Origin of the sequence: Kocuria sp. CPCC 205260 (genome assembly GCF_040981045.1) — a bacterium.
Lineage (GTDB): Bacteria > Actinomycetota > Actinomycetes > Actinomycetales > Micrococcaceae > Kocuria > Kocuria palustris.
The window spans coordinates 199,515-218,044 of record NZ_JAVKPT010000002.1 but is presented as its reverse complement, the minus strand read 5'-3'; the positions used below and the strand labels follow the sequence as shown (position 1 = coordinate 218,044).

The following is an 18,530-nucleotide window of genomic DNA, read 5'->3' as shown; positions in this document are numbered from 1 at the left end:
GGAGTGCGAAGATGCCGGACATGGACACCGCGCGCTCCGAGCATCTCCCGAAGGGCCCCGTCGTCGACGCCGACTGGCTGGCCGATCACCTGGACGACGTCGTGGTCGTCGACGCCTCGATCATGGGCGAGCGCGGTGCCGCCACCGGTATCCCGGGTGCGCGTCGCTTCGATCTGGACGGCCCGCTGTCCGATCAGGAGGCCGACATCCCGCACACCATGCTCGGTGCCGACGACTTCGCGCAGCGCCTGGGCGAGCTGGGGATCGGCGACGACGCCGTGGTGGTCGCCTACGACCGTCAGGGCCTGTTCTCCTCGGCGCGCGCGTGGTGGATGCTGCGCGCCGCCGGGGTCGGCACGCCCTACGTGCTCGACGGCGGCCTGCCCGCCTGGATCGCCTCGGGCCGCCCGGAGGGTCCTCTCGACGACAGCCCCGAACCCGTCGCCGCTCCGCGCGTGCAGCTGGATCCGCGCGCCTTCACGGATGCCGACGACGTCGCCCGTCGCCTGGCCGAGCACGACGGCGCCGTGGCCGACGCCCGCTCGGCCGAGCGCTTCGCCGGCACCGCACCTGAGCCACGTCCGAGGCTGCGCGCCGGTCACATGCCCGGAGCCGTGAGCCTGCCCTTCAGCGAGCTGGCCCCCGGCGGTCACCTGCTGCCGGCCGCCGAGCTGGATGATCTGCTTCAGCAGCGCCTGGGCCGGAGAGGCCCCGTGGCCTTCAGCTGCGGCTCGGGCGTCTCCGCCTGCGTCGGGGCGCTCGCGGCCGTGGCGGCCGGGTGGGAGGACCGCGACCTCACGATCTACGACGGCTCCTGGTCCGAGTGGGGGCGCGAGACCGAGGACCCCGCCCTGCGTCCCGTGGTCCGCGGGTCGTGAACGGCGCGCAGCAGCCGCGCCCCGAACCGGGATCCAGGCGAGAGGCGCGCGAGCTGGCAGCAGAGCAGGAGCGCCGTCGGCTCCAGGAGCGCGCCGAGAGGGCCGCAGCGCCGGGGGCGATCCGACGTCGCCGCCTGCTGCAGGCGCTCGGCGGTCTGGCCGTCGCCGTCGGGGTGGGAGCAACCGTCACCACGCCGGTGGGTCAGCAGCGCGCGCAGACGTGGCGCGACCCCGCGGATCGCGAGCCCGCCGGCACCCCGGTGGACCGCGGCCGCCACACCTGGGGCGCGGATGAGAAGCGCCAGACCGGCTGGCTGCTCGTGCCCGATCCGGAGGCCTGGGGTGACGGCTCCTCGCGCCCCACGCATCCCGTGGTCGTGATGCTGCACGGCGGCTCCTGGCACGACGCTTCGGATCCCTCGTATATGGCGGATCTGGCATGGGACCTGGCCGCCTGGGGCGTCGCCGTGTGGGTGCCCACCTACCGCGGGCTCGACGGCAGCGACGGCCCTGGCGGCTGGCCGGAGACTTTCCTGGACGTCTCGGATTCCATCGACTACGTGGCCGAGCTCGGGAAGCCCGGGGAGTTCACCCCGGATCTGGAGCAGGTCCACCTGCTGGGCCACAGCGCCGGCGGGCACCTGGCTGCGTGGGCGCTGGGGCGCGATCTGCTCCCCGAGGGCGCTCCGGGGAACGACTGCCGCGTCATCGCCCGTTCGGCCACCGCCATGGCCGGGGTCTACGACCTCGAGCTCGCGGAGCGCTCGCAGCGAGGCTGGCTGGTGCGCTCCCTGCTCAGCGGCGCCGACCCGGACAAGGATCCCGAGCGCTACGAGATGGCCTCCCCGATCGATCAGCTGCCCCTGGATCGAGCCGTCAACGTCCTGCACGGGCGCAACGACGCCACCGTCCCGGAGTCCACGACCCGCAGCTACGTGCAGCGCCACGAGGAGACGGGCAACACCGGGCGGATCGTGATCCTGGACGACGCCGATCACGACGCGTGGGCCGACGTCCACGGCGAGCCCTGGTTCCGGGCGCGCCAGGCCCTGCTCGAGCAGATCCCGCTCGGCGCCGCGTGAGCGCCCGGATCCCGCGGCGGCTGCTGCTGCGCGGTGCCGGCCTCTCGGTCCTGGCCGGTGCCGCTGCGGCCGCGACCACGCCGGTGCGCCCGGGGCGGGCGCAGTCGGCGGTGGTCGCTGGTCGCGCTCGGGCCGGCGGATGGGACGACGTCGGCGTGATCGTCTGGGGCTCCCAGGATCGGGGCCAGTACGGGCATCTCGTGCTGCCGCAGCGCGGATCGTGGGGTCGGGAGCGGCTGCCCGTGATCGTCTTCTTCCACGGCGGCGGCTGGCGGGAGACGTCGAGCTGGGACTACGTCCTGGGCGCGGCCCGCGATCTGGCGCGCTACGGCGCGGCTGTCTGGCTGCCCGCCTATCGCGGGACCCCGTCCCCGGGCGGGTGGCCGGGGACGTTCGCGGATGCGCTGACCGGTGTGCAGGCGGTGGCCCGCCTCAGCGAGCACGCTCCCTTCACCCCGGATCCGCAGCGGATCCACCTGGTCGGGCACAGCGCCGGCGGGCACCTGGCGGTCTGGGCGGCAGGGGCAGTGTCCGGGGCCCTGGGGGCGGCTGCGGCGACCGGCGACGACGGCCCCGCAGAGCTGCTCGCCTCCCTGGCCGCGCAGAGCGAGGTCTCCGTGGCTAGCGCGATCTCTCTGGCCGGCGTGCTGGATCCGGTGCGCGCCGTGGAGGAGGACCAGGATCAGTTCGTGGTGGACCTGCTGGGCGGGACGCCCCAGGAGCAGCCCGAGCGCTACGCGCTGGCCTCGCCGCTGGAGCAGCTGCCCACGGGCTTCCCCGTGCATGTGGTGCACGGGATCGATGATCGGACGGTTCCTGTGCAGACCGTCGAGCCGTACCTGGAGCGGCTGCGCTCGCAGGGGCAGGCCGGGCGGATCGAGCTGGTGCCGGGCGCGCAGCACAACGACCTGATCCAGGTCAACGATCCCGCCTGGCTGGTGACGCGGGAGGTCTGCCTGGCGGCGGTGGGGCGTCCGACGGCCGCTGAGACTCAGCCGCGCTGCGTCATCTCCTCAAGATGCGCCAGCTGATGCAGGATCGCCTGCTCGCCCTGGAAGCTCAAATGCAGCCGCTGTCCGGAACCAGGTCGCTCGGAACCGGGCCGCTTGTCCTCCCGGACGACGACCAGCCGACTGTCCAGCAGGGCCAGCGCGGACTCGAAGCGCACCGGGTCCAGGCGCGCATTCCGAGCCACAGGGCCAGGCCGAACACCACCGCCAGCCCGATCTGGGGCAGCAAGCCTGCACCGGAGTTGGCCAGGATGTCGGAGAGAATCTGAGCGATGAACAGCCCGCCGAAGAGACCCAGTAACCCCAGGCAACCGGTCTGGCCGGACCACTGCTGGCGATTGAGCTCGAAACAGGCGGATCTGCCGCGATACCGCCAGGCGGCCAGAAGAGCGACAGCCGCACCGAGGGCGAGGAGACCGGCGCCGAGCGCCCAACGGGCTGCGATCCCGAGTCTGCTGCCCAGCCACATCAGCGTCAGGGTGAGGCCTTCGGCCGCGCCGCGGTGGTAGTTCGTGTGCGAAAGTATGGAAGGTTAGGTGAGTTCCGGCATGGATGCCTTGGGTATTGCTCTGTTCGGCATCGGCTGTCTTTCGATAGTCGTCGCATATCTGTTCCAGAAGCACGTCATCAACAAGGGGATCGCGCGCGGCGGTCCGCGGATCATGCTCCCCATGGGCGTGATGGGCGCCCTGCTCGCTGTGGTGGGGCTCCTCCTCGTGATCCGCGGGCTGCTGTAGCGCCAAGCCGGCCCAGGCTGCCCAAGCGCAGCCCGGTCGGCCCCTGATCGCCAGCATCTAGACTTCCCGCGATGACCCCGAACGAACAGTCGCCGCATCCCACGCCTGAGCCCGAACCGAGCCAGGGCGGGCGTCGTCGGCTGGCGGGAGCCTCCCGGGCCGCGCGGCGGGCCGTGGCCCCCTTCAGCCATGCGGGCTACCCGCGGCTGGCTGCGGCCATGCTCGCCGTGGTGCTCGCGCAGGGCACCTGGGCGCTGACCATCGTCTTCCAGGTCATGGCCCAGGGCGGCTCCCCGGTCGAGCTCTCCGTGGTCTCGGCCACCGGCGCGGTGGGCGTGGTGATGTTCGCGCTGATCGGCGGGGTCGTGGCCGACCGCTTCCCGCCGCACCTGGTCCTGCGCGGCGTGCTGATCTCCTCCACGCTCGTCACCGCCGTCACCGCGATCCTCAGCGCCACGGGAATGCTGAGCGTGGGGCTGCTGGCGGCGGCGTCGTTCCTGGTCTTCGCGGGGGTGGGGATCTTCTACCCGTCGTACTCGGCCTCGCTGCCGCGGCTGCTGCCGGCGGAGGCGCTGCTGGCGGCCAACGGGCTGGAGGGCTCCGCGCGGCCCCTGCTGCAGACGGCCGCAGGGCCCGCGCTGGCCGGGCTGCTGGCCGCGGCGCTCTCGCCGACCGCAGGCTTCGCCATGGTCGCCCTCTGCTACGCGGTCGCCGTGGCGATCATCCTGGGCCTGCGCGTGCCCGAGCTGGTCCCGGACCCGGTCACAGGCCAGCTCCCGCAGCTGCCGTCAGCGGCCCCGCTGGTCACCGGGGCCCAGGCTCACCGGCAGGACGGCGACGACGAGCCCGTCACCCTCTTCCCGCCCGACCCCGCCTCGGCCCCGTCGGGCGGGCTGCGCTCCATGCTCGCCGACATGATGGACGGCGTCTCCTACGTCCGGCGCACCGCGTGGCTGATGGGCACCCTGATCTTCGCGGTGATCACCGTGTTCTGCTTCATCGGCCCGCTCGAAGTGCTGCTGCCGTTCGTGGTGCGCGACTCCTTCGGCGGCGGGGCTGCGGAAGTCGGTCTGCTGCTGGGCGTCACGGGAGCGGCCTCGGCAGTGGGTGCGCTGGTGATCTCCGGGATGCCCCTGCCGCGGCGGTACTTGACCTGGATCATGGTGGCCTGGGGCTTCGGCACGCTGCCGCTGATCTTCGTGGGCTTCACCGAGTCCTGGGCAGTGCTGGTCGCGATCATGATCATGGTGGGCGCCACCGACGGCATCGGCCAGGTGCTGTGGGGGACCCTGCTGCAGCGCCGCGTGCCGGCACGGATGCTCGGACGCGTCTCCAGCCTGGACTTCTTCGTCTCGCTGCTGCTCATGCCGGTGTCCATGGCCGTCGTGGGGCCGCTGTCCACGGTGGTTCCCGTGGAGGCCATCTTCGCCGCCGCAGCGATCGTGCCGGCGGTGATGGCCGTCGTCGTGTGGCTCGCCTTCCGCATGGCGCGCGACGAGGCCGCGCACCCGCTGAAGGATTGAGCCGCGCGGGTCGCTCAGCGCAGGTCGAGCACCTGGCGCAGCCGCGCGAAGGCCTCCGGCACCACGCTGTAGTGCGCCCAGCGGCCCCGCTGTTCCCGGACGATCAGGCCGGCCTCCACGAGGCGCTTCATGTGATGGCTCACCGTAGGCTGGCTGATCCCCAGTGGCTCCGTGAGATCGCAGGCGCATACGGACTCGCAGCCCTGCGCGGCCACGTGGGAGAGCAGTCGAAGGCGCATGGGATCGCCCAGTGCCTTGAACATGGAAGCGGAGCGCTCGGCGTCCGCGGAGCTCAGCGGCCCGGCGGACAGCGAGCAGCACTCCTGGCCGGATGCCATGGCCTGTGTGCCCTCTGTGCTCTGCTCGCGTGCGATGGCGCTCATGCCCTCACAATACATTGACGAACGTCGATATGAGGACGTAACCTCCCATCGACATCCATCGATCTGAGAGGCCCGCGCTCCTTGGCTGCTGACGCTGCGACGACCGCCCCCGACCAGCCCGTCATGCAGGCGATGTCCTTCACCGATCGCTGGCTGCCGGTGTGGATCCTGCTGGCCATGGCGCTGGGCCTGGCCCTGGGGCGGCTGATCCCGGGTCTGGACACCGCGCTCGAGTCCGTCTCGATTGCGGGCGTCTCCCTGCCGATCGCGGTGGGGCTGCTCGTGATGATGTACCCGGTGCTTGCCAAGGTCCGCTACGACGAGACCCACCGCATCGCCGCCGACCCCCGGCTGATGGGGACGTCGCTGGTGCTGAACTGGGTCGTGGGCCCGGCGCTGATGTTCGCCCTGGCCTGGCTGCTGCTGCCCGACCTTCCCGAGTACCGCACGGGGCTGATCATTGTGGGGCTGGCGCGCTGCATCGCCATGGTGCTGATCTGGAACGACCTGGCCTGCGGCGACCGCGAGGCCGCTGCGGTTCTGGTGGCGATCAACTCCGTCTTCCAGGTCATCGCCTTCGGCGCGCTGGGCTGGTTCTACCTGCAGGTCCTGCCCTCCTGGCTAGGCCTGGCGACGACCTCCGTGGAGTTCTCGGTCGGGGCGATCGTGCTCAGCGTGCTCGTCTTCCTGGGCATCCCGCTGCTCGCCGGCTTCCTCACGCGCGTGCTGGGGGAGCGGGCCAAGGGGCGGCAGTGGTACGAGGAGTCGTTCCTGCCGCGCCTGGGCCCCTGGGCGCTGCGCGGGCTGCTGTTCACCATCGTGCTGCTGTTCGCGCTGCAGGGTCAGGCGATCACTTCCAGCCCGTGGGACGTCGCGCGGATCGCGCTGCCGCTGCTGGCCTACTTCGTGGTCATGTTCGCCCTGGCGCTGCTGGCCTCCCGGGCCGCGGGCTTGGACTACGCCCACTCGACGACGGTGGCCTTCACCGCCGCCGGCAACAACTTCGAGCTGGCCATTGCCGTGTCGATCGGCACGTTCGGCGTGACCTCGGGCCAGGCGCTGGCGGGAGTGGTCGGCCCGCTGATCGAGGTGCCCGTGCTGGTGGGCCTCGTCTACGTCAGCCTCTGGGCAGGGCGCAGGCTCTTCCCCGGGGACCCCACCGTGCCGGCCTTCCGGGCCTGAACCGACCCACCCCCAGGAGATTCCGATGAACGACGACACCCGTCCCGAGATCCTCTTCGTCTGCGTCCGCAACGGCGGCAAGTCCCAGATGGCCGCAGCGCTGATGGACCACCGAGCCCAGGGCGCCGTCCGCGTCAGCTCGGCAGGCACCGAGCCCGGCAGCAAGCTCAACGCGCAGTCCGTGGAGGCCGTCGCCGAGCTCGGCGCGGACATGTCCCAGGGGCAGCCCAGCTCCATCGATCCGGACCTGCTGCGCCGCGCCGATCGTGTGGTGGTGCTGGGTACCGAGGCCCGGCTCGACACCGAGATCCCGCTCGATGGCCGCCTGGAGACCTGGGAGACCGACGAGCCGTCCGCGCGCGGGATCGAGGGCATGGAGCGCATGCGCCTGATCCGCGACGACATCGACGCCCGCGTCCAGCGCCTGCTCCAGGAGCTCACCGCAGCCTCCGAGAGCTGAGTTGCTGAGACGGGGCGTGCGGCCGCCGTCGTCCTTCGCGTTCCCGCATGACGAGGGCCCAACGCCCGCGCATCCTGTCAGGTGCGCGGGCGTCGGGCCCTTGCGGAAGGTCAGCCGCAGATCAGTTCTGCATGTCCTCGAGCTCCACGCCCTTGGTCTCCCGGACGATCTTGGCGGTGAAGATCAGCGACACCACCGCGAAGAACGCGTACAGGCCGTAGGCCAGCACCAGGGAGGCCTCGGAGAGCACCGGGAAGGACGCGGTGACGGCCCAGTTGGCCAGCCACTGCACCAGACCGGCGACGGCCAGCGCAGCGCCGCGGATCTTGTTGGGGAACATCTCGCCCAGCAGGACCCACATGACCGGGCCCCACGAGACGCCGAAGAACACGACGTACAGGTTGGCGGCGACCAGCGCGATCGGGCCGGCGGTGTCGCCCAGGACGGGGCCGGCGTCGGTGATCGTGGCGGTCGAGAACACGACGGCCATGGTGCCCAGGGTCAGCACCATGCCGGCCGAGCCGATCAGCAGCAGCTTCTTGCGCCCGATCTTGTCCACCAGGGCGATGGCCACGAGAGTCACCACCACGTTGGTCACCGAGGTGATCGTGGAGATCGTGAAGGCGTCCGACTCCTGGAAGCCCACGGACTGCCAGAGCTGGTTGGAGTAGTAGAAGATCACGTTGATGCCGACCAGCTGCTGCAGCACGGCCAGGCCCAGGCCCACCCACACGACGGGCTTCAGGCCGGCCACGGCGCCGCGCAGATCGGAGAAGCGCGGCTTGCGCTCCGAGTCGAGGGTCTTGTCGATGATTCCCAGGCGGTGCACCGCGGGGCCCTCGCCCTGCAGGTGGGTCATGATGCGCAGGGCTTCGTCGCGGCGGCCCTGGCCCACGAGCCAGCGCGGGGACTCGGGGATCATGAACGCCCCGATCAGGTACAGCGCGGCAGGCAGGGCGCAGACCAGGAACATGAGGCGCCAGGCATCCATGCCGCCCAGGACATGACCGTCGGCGGAGCCGGCGATCCCCACGATGATGCGGTTGACGATCTGGGAGGCGAAGATGCCGGTCACGATGCCCAGCTGCTGCAGCGAGCCCAGGCGGCCGCGGACATCCGCCGGTGCCACCTCGGCGATGTAGGCCGGGGCGATGATCGAGGCCACGCCCACGCCCACGCCGCCGACCACGCGCCAGAAGATCAGCCACGCGAACCCGGCGGTGTCATCCGTGAAGAACGGGTCCCAGGCGCAGAAGATCGCTGAGACCAGGAACAGGATCGCCGCGATCCGCATGACCTTCACACGGCCGATGCTGTCCGCCAGCCGCCCGCCGAAGAACGCGCCGGCGGCCGCACCCAGCAGAGCGGAGGCCACGGCCGAGCCCAGGGCGCCGGGGGAGACGTCGAAGTACTCCTGCATGGCGCCGGTGGCGCCGTTGATCACCGCGGAGTCGTAGCCGAACAGGAAGCCGCCCATGGCGGCCACCAGGCTGATCCGCAGGACAGCACCCATGTTGGCCGTATGCCCTCCCAGGGACATCGGCGAGGTGTAGGTGGACATCGCAGCTCCTTTGCTGTGCCGAGCCCCTGGTGCAGCGGGCTCGCCCTGGCGCTCTGGCCGGGGCCTGTTGTGCGGTCCGCCGAGGCTGGGTGAGGAGGGTCGCCCATGATGAACCGCCGGTGAACAGTGGCCATAGAGTAGGCCCGGCCACAGGTGATGTCCATCAGATGAGTCATCGAGATGGCAACGCCCGAGCGCGCCGCCGATGGGCGACGCGCTCGGGCGGTCCAGGGGACCGGGCGCCATGATCGCGGGGTCATCGACGGAGGTGCCTCCGGGGCTGCGCCCTCGCCTCGGCGGCTGCTCAGGCCGCGGGCGTCGCCTGCTCCAGCGCCGTCGCGGCCAGGGCGCGCTCCTCCGGCGTGGCCACCACGAACCCCGCCTGCGTGGTCACGAAGGTGGGCACGGTCGCGTTCCCGTCGTTGATGTCCTCGACGTAGCCCTTGGCGGCGTCGTCCTCCCAGATGTTCACCCACAGGGCGCGGTCGCCGGTCTCGCCGAGCGAGCGGTCCAGCGCGGCGCAGAAGCCGCAGCCCGGGCGCCAGTAGACGACGGCGCCGCCGTCGGCGATGTGCTGCAGGGCGGTGGCCTGGTCGGCGCTGGGACGGGATTCGAGGGCCATGAGGGTCTCCTTCAAGGGTGATGCGGGTCCGGGTACCCCAGCCGCCGAGGCCGAGCCGTTGTTCCCCCACCATGACAGCGGCTGTGGGATCGGCGAAAAATTCCTGCGGATTCTTGTCATTCCACGCTGTGTCTCCAGGTCCAGGGGCCGATGGATGCCAGAATCGAAGAATGTCTACCCCGGCGCAGTCTTCTTCCCCCTCGCCGGACCGGGCTACCTGGCACCTGCCCCAGCTTGAGCACTGGATCATCGTCCCGCTCATCGTCGTCCTGGCGATCGGCGCGATCGGACGGATCGTGAGTCTCACACCTGAGGTCGGCGCCGCGGAGTCCCAGGTCCTCGCGGCCCTCGACCCTGTTCGCTCCGGCCTTCTCCTGGCCGTCGCGGGCTTCGTCCACGGCATCTTCTCCGCACCCTGGGTCTACGGCATCATCGCCGCACTCACCGCGTGGCTGGCGCTCGTCAAGCGCAGCGGCCGCGATGCCGCGGGCTTCGCCGTGACCGCAGTGACCATGGTCGTGGTCGCGAGCACCGCCCAGCAGATCATCGGCCGCCCGGCTCCCGGCCTGGGCGACGGCGTCCTGACCGCCGAGGTCGGCTCCTCGCTGCCCTCCGCTGCCGTGTGCGCCGCCATCGGCATCTCCCTGTCCTTCCTGGTGGCCTCGCGGCGCCACATCTCCGGCATGGCGGTCCTGCTCGCCGGTGCCGGTGTGAGCCTGGCCGTGGCGCTGTCGGCGCTGCTGACGTCATCCGCCTACGTGCTGGACGTCGTGCTGTCCCTGCCGGTCGCCTGGGCGGGCGTGGTGCTGGGCTGCGGCCTGGCCAACAGGGTCGTCCCGGCCATGGCAGAGCGCTTCGGCTGGGGTCTCCCGCGCGCGGACCGCAAGCTGGCTCACCGCCAGGCTCCGCGCTACAGCGACGCCGAGACCGCCTACGCCCGCTCCGAGTCCCGCAGCACTGCGGCGGCCTCCGCGCACCGCGACCTCGACGACGGCCCCATCACCGAGGAGCTGCCCGTCATCCGCGAGGACGACGCCGCCGCCGCCTGACCCGGCCCCTGCTGCTCCGCGAAGGGCGCCTCTCCCGCCAGGGGGAAGCGCCCTTCGTCGTCGCCGCCTCTCCCGCCCCGCGCCTAGGTGCCTCCCTGCGCTTTCCCGCACCCAGAGCGCACATGCGCACGCAGAGACGCGATGCAGCACGTAGGCGGGGGAAGAGTGCGGCTCAGGGGGCCAGGCGGCGGTGGCGGGGCCACCAGATGATGCGGCCCAGGTCATAGGTCAGCGCCGGGACCAGCAGGGAGCGCACCAGCAGGGCGTCGAGCAGGACGCCGAAGGCCACCATGAAGGCCAGCTGCACCATGAACACGATGGGGATCACGGCCAGCGCGGCGAAGGTCGCAGCCAGCACGATGCCGGCGGACGTGATGACACCGCCGGTCAGCACCGTTCCCCGCAGCACGCCGGCGCGCGTCCCGTGCTCCAGGGACTCCTCCCGCACCCGCGACATCAGGAAGATGTTGTAGTCGATGCCCAGCGCCACCAGGAACACGAACGCGTACAGCGGCACCGAGGGATCCGAGCCCGGGAACTCGAGCACGTGGTTGAACACCAGCGCGCTGACGCCCAGCGCCGAGGCGTACGAGATCACCGTGAGCACCACCAGCAGGACCGGCGCGAGCACCGAGCGCAGCAGCAGCATGAGGATCACCAGCACGACCGCCAGGATCATGGGGATGATCACCGCACGGTCGCGCTCGGCGGCGTGATTGGTGTCCAGCGTGCTGGCGGTCTCGCCGCCGACCAGGATGGTGTCGTCGATCCCGTGCAGCTCGGAGCGCAGGGTCTCGACGGCCTGGAAGGTCTCATCGGCATCCGGGTCGGTGGTGGTGGTGATCTGGATCTGGACGTCGTCGTCGACGACGGTCGGGGAGACCCCCTCGAACGGATTCGCGCCCGGGGGAGCGGACTCGAGCTGAGCGGCCGCCGAGCCCAGCGGGATGGAGCCCTGTGGGGCGTCGAGCGCCGTGACCGTCACGGAGTCCACGGGATCCAGGGCCTCCGCCTCCTCCGCGACCTGATCCATGCGCGACTCCGGGGCGATGACCGTGATCGGGGATCCGGAGCCGCCGGGGAAGTGCTCGGAGAGGATGTGCTGGCCGTCGGCGGCCGGGGACTCGCCGATCAGCGTCTCGGACTGCTTGAGGCCCGAGGCCTGCAGCTGCGGGGCGAAGGCCGCGGCGATCAGCAGGACCAGGGTGGAGAGGATCCACACCGGGCGGTGGCGTCTGGCGATGAATCGCCCGATCCGCGCCCAGAGGCCGCTGCCCTCCACGGCATGTCCGCGGTCGTCGGGAACGACCTCCAGGGCCTGCGGACCCTGGTCCTGGAAGCGGGGGCCGGCCGGCCAGAAGGCCGCGCGCCCGATGAGCATCAGCGCCGCCGGCAGCAGGGTCAGCGCGGCCAGCATGGAGAAGACGATGCCGGTGGCGGCGGCCGGGCCCAGCGCTGCGGTGGAGCCCAGGTCCGAGACCAGCAGGCACAGCAGCCCGGCGATCACCGTGCCGCCCGAGGCCAGCACTGGCTCGATGGTGCCGCGCAGCGCCTCCCGGGTGGCCTGGCGCGTGCTGCGATGAGCATGGAGGGCGTCCCGGTAGCGGGCGGTGTAGAGCAGGCAGTAGTCGGTGGCGGCACCCACGACCAGGATGAACAGGATGCCCTGCACCTGGCCGTTGATCTGGATCAGCCCCGACGACGCCAGCAGGTAGACCACCACGATCGCCGCGCACAGCGCCGCCATGGCGGTGATCAGCACCAGCACCGGCAGCAGCGGGGAGCGGTAGACGACCACCAGGATCACGAACACGACCGCCAGGGCCACCAGCAGCAGGATGCCGTCGATCCCGGAGAATCCCTCGGCCAGCTCGCTGGCGAAGCCCGCAGGGCCTGTGACCGCCGTTGTCAGCCCCTGGGGCGCCTGGTCCTCCATGGCGCTGCGCAGCTCGGAGACCTGGTCCCCGAACTCGTCCTCGTCCATGGGCACGAAGAGCTGCAGCGCCTCGCCGTTCTCCGAGACCACGGGAGGGGAGGGCTGCTGCTCGGCGATGCCGCGGTCCACGAGCGAGTCGGAGAGCTCCTGCGCCCACTGCCTGTCCTGGTCGGTGAGGCCGTCGTCGCGCTGGGCCACGGCCACGGCGGGCAGGAAGGGGTCCTCCGTGAAGTCGTCTGCCCGGTCAGCGACCTGGGTGGATTCGGCGGACTGGGGGAGGAACGAGCTCTGCTGATTGGTGGAGACGTCCGAGATCCGCCCGAAGAACGGCCCGCCGAGCATCAGCACGGCCAGCCAGATGAGGATCAGGGCAGGGGCGATCAGGGTGCGCGCCCACGGGCGGCGGTGCTCTGCTGGAGTGTTCACTGGTCCTGCTCGATTCGCTGGGGAGACCTCACTGTCTCATGGCCCTGTGGCGCGACAGCGGCCAGGGGCCCGTCGGATCGATCCGACGGGCCCCTGGCCGGCAGCTGCACCCCGCGCGGCGGGGCGCAGATCACTTCCTGTGGTGCTCGTGCGTGGAGTAGTCGCCGAGCGGATCGTGCCCGCCCGGCTCCTCGCCCAGGGTCGCGATCGCCTGCGTGTCCTCGAAGCTCATGGGCTCGTGCTTCACGAAGCGCTTGTACGCCCAGTTGACCGCCGAGAGCAGCAGGCCGATGCCCAGCAGGACGGCGGCGATCTGGTACTCGATGACGTCCTGCGCCCACGGGCCGATCAGGAACAGCGTGGTGGCCGCGCCGATGAAGGGGATGAACGCGGGAGCCCGGAAGTAGCCGGTGCCCTCGCGCGACTTGTCCTTGCGCAGCACGATCACGGCCACGTTGACCACCGCGAACACGCCGAGCAGCAGCAGCGCGGTCGTGCCGCCGAGCGCGGCAGCGGTCTCCTTGGCCATGATCTGCCCGACCACCAGGATCAGGGCGGCGGCCAGGACGGTCGTGAAGACCACAGAGGCCCACGGGACGGAGTGCTTGGAGCTGACCTTGGCCAGGAAGCCCGGGAGCACGCCCTGGGAGGCCATGCCGTAGAGCAGGCGCGAGGCCATCAGCATGTTGATCAGCGCCGTGTTGGCCACCGCGAAGATGGTCAGGAACGGGTAGATCGCGCCGACCGGGATGCCGGGGGCGCCGGCGTTGACGACTTCGAGCAGCGGGGTCGTGGACTCGCCCAGCACGCCGATCGGGACGATCGCGACGGCCAGGATGGAGACCAGGACGTAGACGGCGCCGGTGATGCACAGGCCGATGAGCATGATCCGCGGGAAGTTCTTCTGCGGGTCCTTGGTCTCCTCGACCATGTTGACGGAGTCCTCGAATCCCACGAAGGAGAAGAAGGCCAGGGAGGTCACGGCGGTCAGCGCCAGGAAGATCGACTTGTCGCCCTGGGTCTCGAAGATCATGGTCCGGGAGAAGTCGGCGTTGCCCTGGGTCGCGGCCCAGAGGCCGATGAGGATCACGATGGCCAGGCCGGAGAGCTCGATGCAGGTCAGCACCACGTTGAGCATCAGGGATTCCTTGACGCTGCGCAGGTTGATGATCATGAGCAGGACCATGAAGCCGACGGCCATGAGGGTCACCGCCGTCATAGGCGGATCCTCCCAGCCGAAGCCCGCCACGAGGTTGGAGGCCACGGTGCGAGCGGCGGTGGAGGCGGAGGTCAGGCCGGAGGCAAGCACGGCGAAGGTGACCATGAAGGTCAGCAGGCCGATCCCGAAGGCCTTGTGGGTGTAGAGCGCGGCACCCGAGGCGCCGGGGTACTTGGTGACCATCTCCAGGTAGGAGAAGGCGGTCACGGCGGCCACGAAGAAGGCCAGCAGGATCGGGGCCCAGGCGGCGCCGCCGATCTCGCCGGCGATCGTGCCGGTCAGGGCGTAGACGCCCGTTCCCAGGATGTCGCCGACGATGAACAGCAGCAGCAGGCCGGGGCCCATGACCTTGGCCAGGTCGCTGCTCTCGACAGGTGCGGTGCCGTCGGTGGAGGTGCCGCGGGGATCTGAGGGCGCGCTCTCGCGCGAGTTGGTGCTCACTGGGTGCTCCCGAGGACGGATGCGGACGGGACCCGGGGTGACAGGTGGTGCGCTGTCGCCGCTATCACAGGTGGCTGTGACTGGACCCACAGGGTGCGCCCACTGTACGGCCCTTCCGGCCCGGATGCGCCACATCCGCCGTGTCCTGCGGGGATGAATTCCTCCGCATGGGGCTGCGGGGACAGCCCGGCCCCACGGGACCGTGCTCAAGCGCTCGGCCCCCGACGACGGCTGCGCTGCGCTCCGGCGCCGGAGAGGGCCGGTCAGGCCCTGCCGGGGCTGCGACGGGCCGCCGAGAGCATCAGCGGAAGCGCGGTGCCGGAGGCCAGCTGGACCGAGTGATCGGCGTGGGCGGAGAAGCCGGTCGGCTCGGGGTTGATCTCCACGACCGGGACCCCCAGGCCCAGGGCGGTCAGCGGCAGCGAGGCCGCCGGCTGCACGAGCCCGGAGGTCCCGATCACGAGCACGAGCTCGGCCGAGGCCATGGCGGACTCGGCGTCGTCGAAGGCCCCCTCGGGCAGCGCCTCCCCGAACCACACGACGTCCGGGCGGATGGGGCCGTCGCACTCCAGGCACTCCGGCGGGGTCTCGGGGCGCGGCTCGTCCAGGGGCGGCTCGTCCAGGCGCAGGTCGGCGACCTGCCACTGATCCGCCGGGCGGCCGCAGTGCGAGCAGCGGAACGAGTACAGGGAGCCGTGCAGGTGCGAGACATCGGAGGAGCCGGCGCGCTCGTGGAGGTCGTCGATGTTCTGCGTCGCGATCGTGACGTCCGCGTACTCGCTCCACGACACCAGCGCCCGGTGCCCGGCGTTGGGCGCGCACTGCCGGACATATCGCGCTCGCTGCATATACCAGGCCCAGACCAGCTCCGGATCGGCCTCCCAGGCCTCCGGGGTGGCCAGCTCCTGCGGCGAGTAGCGGGCCCACAGCCCGGTCTCCGGGGCGCGGAAGGTGGGAACGCCGGACTCGGCCGAGATGCCGGCGCCAGAGAGCACCGCGACCCTCGAGGCCGAGCGGCACAGATCCAGCACCTCGGGACCGATCGCCTGCAGCTGGGCGTTGAGCCGGCCGGCGCGCTGGGACAGGGACTCGTCGGGATCCTGATCGGTGCTCATGGCCCCCACGGTAGGCGACTCGCCCCGGCCGTGAGCCCATGCGGGCCCGGCGCCGCCGCGGTGCCTGTGATGGAATGGACGCATGAAGTACGACTTCCGACGCCTCACCCCCGCCGTCCTGACCTCGCTCGGGCTGATCTTCCTTGCGCTGCTCTTCGTGAGCTTCGGCTGGGCCGTCCTGGGCTGGATCCTGGGGCTGGCCGGCCTGGCCCTGAACGTGGTGGCCGTGGCGGTCATCGCGGTCCCGGGTTCCGCAGGCGACGGCGCCCGCCGCGTTCCGGCGCGTCCGGGGGCGGCTCAGCGCTCCGAGCGCGAGCGCCTGGCGCTGCGCGATTCGGCGGCGCCTTCCCGCGGCGTCGAGCACGACGACGAGCGCGAGGCCGAGGCCGAGGTCATCCGCGACGCGGACGGCCAGCCGGTCCAGGCGCAGCTCTCCCGCACGGTCTCCGCCCAGCGCGACGGCAAGGCGGGCAAGGGCGACAAGCGCGCCTACTCCCGCGCCGGCTCGACCGCCGTGCCGGGCTCTGCGCGGGCGTCGTCCTCCGGTGGGAGCTCGAACAAGCGCCGCTGAGGCGGAGTCGACATGACTGAGGGGCCGGGACAGATGTCCCGGCCCCTCAGTCATGTCCGCTCAGCTGCCCTGCGAGGCTTCGTCCTGCGTGGCCTCGTCCGAGGAGCCCGTGCCGAGCTTCTTGTAGTGGCGGTTGCGGAAGCCCAGCAGGGCGCCGCCCACGACGGCGGCGAGCAAGGAGCCCGTCAGGATGCCGACCTTGGAGGTGGCGCCCAGATCCGACGAGGGCCCGAAGGACAGCTCGCTGATCAGCAGCGAGACCGTGAAGCCGATGCCGGCCAGCGCGGCCAGGCCGACGACGTCGATCCACTGGATGTCCGGATCGAGGTTGAACCTGCGCAGACGGGTGAGCAGCCAGGTGGTGGCGGTGATGCCGACCGTCTTGCCGACGAGCAGGCCCACGATCACGCCCAGCGCCGCGACCGAGGTCCAGGACTCGACCAGGCCGCTCCAGCCCTCCACGAACACCCCGGCCGAGAAGAAGGCGAAGATCGGGACGCACAGCGCGGCGGAGAACGGGCGCACCAGGTGCTCGAGGTGGGAGGCGAGGCCCACGGCCTCGGGGTTGCGCTCGACGGTGCGGCGGTTCGGGTGGACGGGGACCATGAAGGCCAGGACGACGCCCGCGATGGTGGCGTGGATGCCCGAGTTGTAGAACAGCGCCCAGGTGATCACGCCCAGCGGGAACAGGCTCAGCCAGGTCAGCCAGGTCTTCTCGGCGAACTTGGCCTGCCCCTTGTAGGCGATCAGCGCGAAGACGGCGATCGGGATGATCGCAGCCCCCAGGTGGGCGAGGCTCAGATCCGACGTGTAGAACAGCGCGATGATCGTGATGGCGATCAGATCGTCGACGACGGCCAGCGTCAGCAGGAACGTGCGCATGGCCACCGGAAGGTGCGAGCCGACGATCGCCAGCACTGCGGTCGCGAAGGCGATGTCCGTGGCGGTGGGGATCGCCCAGCCGCCCATGAGCTCGCCGCCACCGCTGCTGGCGGCGAAGGCCACGAAGATCAGGGCGGGGACCGCGACGCCGCCGAAGGCGGCTGCGATCGGCACGGCGGCCTTGCCTGGATTGCGCAGCTCGCCGTCCACGAACTCCTGCTTCAGCTCCAGGCCGACCAGGAAGAAGAACACCGCCAGCAGGGCGTCGGCCGCCCAGTGGCTCACGCTCAGGTCCAGGGTGAGCAGAGGGCTGTCGGGGTCGCCCAGGACGGGGCCGAAGTGGAAGTCGCTGACCGATTCGTAGAGCTCGCGCAGCCCGGGTGCATTGGCCGCGCTCAGGGCGAGGACCGTGGCGACCAGCAGCAGGACGCCGGCGACCGTCTCCGAGCGAAGGAGCCGACCGATCCCGCTCGAGGAGGGAGTGTCGGAAGCGCCGTAGACGGGGTCGTGGTGCGGCTCGACGTGATGATCGGGCTCGGCGGCGCTCTCCGCAGAGCTGTGGGGCGTGGTCATTGGTCTCCTGTGGGATTCGGCCTGCATGAGGGCAGGTGCATGCGCATTCCGCTCTCGCGGGCCGACCAGACTTCCCGGCTCACCGCTTGCCACGTTAGCAAAGCGATGCGCCTGGCCCCAGCGCTCGGTCTGTGCGGCACAGGGTGCGGATCTAGGATTCCGGCATGAGCGCGCACGAGCACAGAGGGAACGCGACGGGCCGGGTCCGCAGCCTCAACGTGGGCACCGAGCGGGAGAATCCGGCGCCCCGCCGGGTCTCGACCGGCATCTTCAAGCAGCCCATCGACGGACCCGTGGCGATCGCCGACCCCGGCCCCAGGGCCCCCGACGCCCCGCTCGCTTCGGGGGTCTCAGGCGACTTCGTGGGCGATCGGGCCCACCACGGCGGCAGGTTCCAGGCCGTCTACGCGTTCGACCGCGCCGAGCTGGACTGGTGGGAGGAGCAGCTGGGCCGTCCGCTGCACGACGGCATGTTCGGCGAGAACCTCACGCTCGAGTCCGTGGCGGTGGACGACGCCGTGATCGGCGAGCTCTGGCAGATCGGGACCGCGCGGCTGCGCGTCACCGAGCCCCGCATCCCGTGCGGCACGTTCGCCGGCGTGATGGAGGAGCAGGGCTGGATCAAGCGCTTCACGCAGCGAGCCCGCTCCGGGGCTTACCTGGCCGTCGACGCCCCAGGGGAGGTCCGGCGCGGCGACGAGGTCCGGGTGATCTCCCGTCCCGAGCACGGGATCACGGTGGCCGAGGCCTTCCGGGCGCGGACCCTGGAGCGCGACCTGGCGCCCCGAGTGCTCCAGGCGGGCGAGGACCTGAGCCCCAAGCTGCTGGATCGGCTGCAGGCGCTCATCGGTGGCGCCGACCCGAACCTGCCCAGCTGATC

The 18,530-nt window shown here is 71.2% G+C and carries 18 protein-coding genes; 10 read left to right on the top strand and 8 right to left on the bottom strand.

What is annotated here, in order from left to right:
* Nucleotides 1–20 precede the first annotated feature (20 nt).
* The 3 genes from RF645_RS05625 to RF645_RS05615 are packed head-to-tail and all read left to right on the top strand — an operon-like array spanning nt 21 to nt 2,991.
* Nucleotides 21–878, top strand: a complete 858-nt coding sequence (locus tag RF645_RS05625; protein ID WP_368818708.1) for a sulfurtransferase — start codon at nt 21–23, stop codon at nt 876–878.
* Nucleotides 875–1,960, top strand: coding sequence for an alpha/beta hydrolase family protein (locus tag RF645_RS05620; RefSeq protein ID WP_368818707.1), 1,086 nt, complete (start codon nt 875–877; stop codon nt 1,958–1,960). Before RF645_RS05625 ends, RF645_RS05620 begins: the two co-directional genes overlap by 4 nt.
* Nucleotides 1,957–2,991, top strand: coding sequence for an alpha/beta hydrolase family protein (locus RF645_RS05615; protein ID WP_368818706.1), 1,035 nt, complete (start codon nt 1,957–1,959; stop codon nt 2,989–2,991). The genes RF645_RS05620 and RF645_RS05615 overlap by 4 nt, the downstream gene beginning before the upstream one ends.
* Nucleotides 2,992–3,019: 28 nt before the next feature.
* Here the strand turns inward: RF645_RS05615 and RF645_RS05610 are convergent, their stop codons facing one another.
* The gene (locus RF645_RS05610) at nt 3,020–3,439 is read right to left on the bottom strand and encodes a hypothetical protein (RefSeq protein ID WP_368818705.1); all 420 of its coding nucleotides are present in this window, start codon (nt 3,437–3,439) and stop codon (nt 3,020–3,022) included.
* A gap of 67 nt (nt 3,440–3,506) precedes the next feature.
* On the opposite strand from RF645_RS05610, the gene RF645_RS05605 reads away from it, so the two are divergent.
* Both RF645_RS05605 and RF645_RS05600 read left to right on the top strand, forming a co-directional pair.
* On the top strand, nt 3,507–3,707 hold the full coding sequence (locus RF645_RS05605; RefSeq protein WP_368818704.1) for a hypothetical protein: 201 nt from the start codon (nt 3,507–3,509) through the stop codon (nt 3,705–3,707).
* A 71-nt stretch (nt 3,708–3,778) separates the two neighbouring features.
* Complete coding sequence (locus RF645_RS05600) at nt 3,779–5,230, top strand: MFS transporter (protein WP_368818703.1); 1,452 nt, start codon at nt 3,779–3,781, stop codon at nt 5,228–5,230.
* Nucleotides 5,231–5,244: 14 nt separating this feature from the next.
* Here the strand turns inward: RF645_RS05600 and RF645_RS05595 are convergent, their stop codons facing one another.
* The gene (locus RF645_RS05595) at nt 5,245–5,613 is read right to left on the bottom strand and encodes a helix-turn-helix transcriptional regulator (RefSeq protein ID WP_006214016.1); all 369 of its coding nucleotides are present in this window, start codon (nt 5,611–5,613) and stop codon (nt 5,245–5,247) included.
* 132 nt (nt 5,614–5,745) lie between these two features.
* Here RF645_RS05595 and arsB point away from each other — a divergent pair, with 132 nt between their 5' ends.
* Together arsB and RF645_RS05585 are read left to right on the top strand one after the other, a co-directional pair.
* Nucleotides 5,746–6,795 (top strand): ACR3 family arsenite efflux transporter, encoded by a 1,050-nt coding sequence (gene arsB / locus RF645_RS05590; protein ID WP_368818702.1) that lies wholly within the window; start codon nt 5,746–5,748, stop codon nt 6,793–6,795.
* A gap of 25 nt (nt 6,796–6,820) precedes the next feature.
* Complete coding sequence (locus RF645_RS05585) at nt 6,821–7,255, top strand: low molecular weight phosphatase family protein (protein WP_006214018.1); 435 nt, start codon at nt 6,821–6,823, stop codon at nt 7,253–7,255.
* Nucleotides 7,256–7,376: 121 nt separating this feature from the next.
* Here the strand turns inward: RF645_RS05585 and RF645_RS05580 are convergent, their stop codons facing one another.
* Nucleotides 7,377–8,816: a sugar porter family MFS transporter gene (locus tag RF645_RS05580; RefSeq protein WP_006214020.1), complete on the bottom strand. Its 1,440-nt coding sequence runs from the start codon at nt 8,814–8,816 to the stop codon at nt 7,377–7,379.
* A gap of 304 nt (nt 8,817–9,120) precedes the next feature.
* The gene (locus tag RF645_RS05575) at nt 9,121–9,438 is read right to left on the bottom strand and encodes a glutaredoxin domain-containing protein (protein ID WP_053448067.1); all 318 of its coding nucleotides are present in this window, start codon (nt 9,436–9,438) and stop codon (nt 9,121–9,123) included.
* Between the two features lie 170 nt (nt 9,439–9,608).
* Between RF645_RS05575 and RF645_RS05570 the strand changes: the two genes are divergently transcribed.
* A complete protein-coding gene (locus tag RF645_RS05570; RefSeq protein WP_006214022.1) occupies nt 9,609–10,487 on the top strand; it encodes a hypothetical protein in 879 nt (292 codons plus the stop codon).
* A gap of 172 nt (nt 10,488–10,659) precedes the next feature.
* Here RF645_RS05570 and RF645_RS05565 read toward each other — a convergent pair whose 3' ends face one another.
* The 3 genes from RF645_RS05565 to RF645_RS05555 form a co-directional block, all read right to left on the bottom strand.
* A complete protein-coding gene (locus RF645_RS05565; protein WP_368818701.1) occupies nt 10,660–12,849 on the bottom strand; it encodes an efflux RND transporter permease subunit in 2,190 nt (729 codons plus the stop codon).
* Nucleotides 12,850–12,979: 130 nt separating this feature from the next.
* Entirely contained in the window at nt 12,980–14,425 is a 1,446-nt protein-coding gene (locus tag RF645_RS05560) for an APC family permease (RefSeq protein WP_235044724.1), read from the bottom strand.
* A gap of 347 nt (nt 14,426–14,772) precedes the next feature.
* Nucleotides 14,773–15,624 carry an NAD-dependent deacylase gene (locus RF645_RS05555; protein ID WP_327033418.1) on the bottom strand — a complete coding sequence of 284 codons (852 nt, stop codon included), beginning with the start codon at nt 15,622–15,624 and terminating at the stop codon, nt 14,773–14,775.
* 82 nt (nt 15,625–15,706) lie between these two features.
* Here RF645_RS05555 and RF645_RS05550 point away from each other — a divergent pair, with 82 nt between their 5' ends.
* On the top strand, nt 15,707–16,195 hold the full coding sequence (locus RF645_RS05550; protein ID WP_006214029.1) for a hypothetical protein: 489 nt from the start codon (nt 15,707–15,709) through the stop codon (nt 16,193–16,195).
* A 60-nt stretch (nt 16,196–16,255) separates the two neighbouring features.
* On the opposite strand, the gene nhaA is transcribed toward RF645_RS05550, so the two are convergent.
* A complete protein-coding gene (gene nhaA, locus RF645_RS05545; RefSeq protein WP_368818700.1) occupies nt 16,256–17,650 on the bottom strand; it encodes a Na+/H+ antiporter NhaA in 1,395 nt (464 codons plus the stop codon).
* A 164-nt stretch (nt 17,651–17,814) separates the two neighbouring features.
* Between nhaA and RF645_RS05540 the strand changes: the two genes are divergently transcribed.
* A complete protein-coding gene (locus RF645_RS05540) occupies nt 17,815–18,528 on the top strand; it encodes an MOSC domain-containing protein (protein WP_006214031.1) in 714 nt (237 codons plus the stop codon).
* Nucleotides 18,529–18,530: the final 2 nt, after the last annotated feature.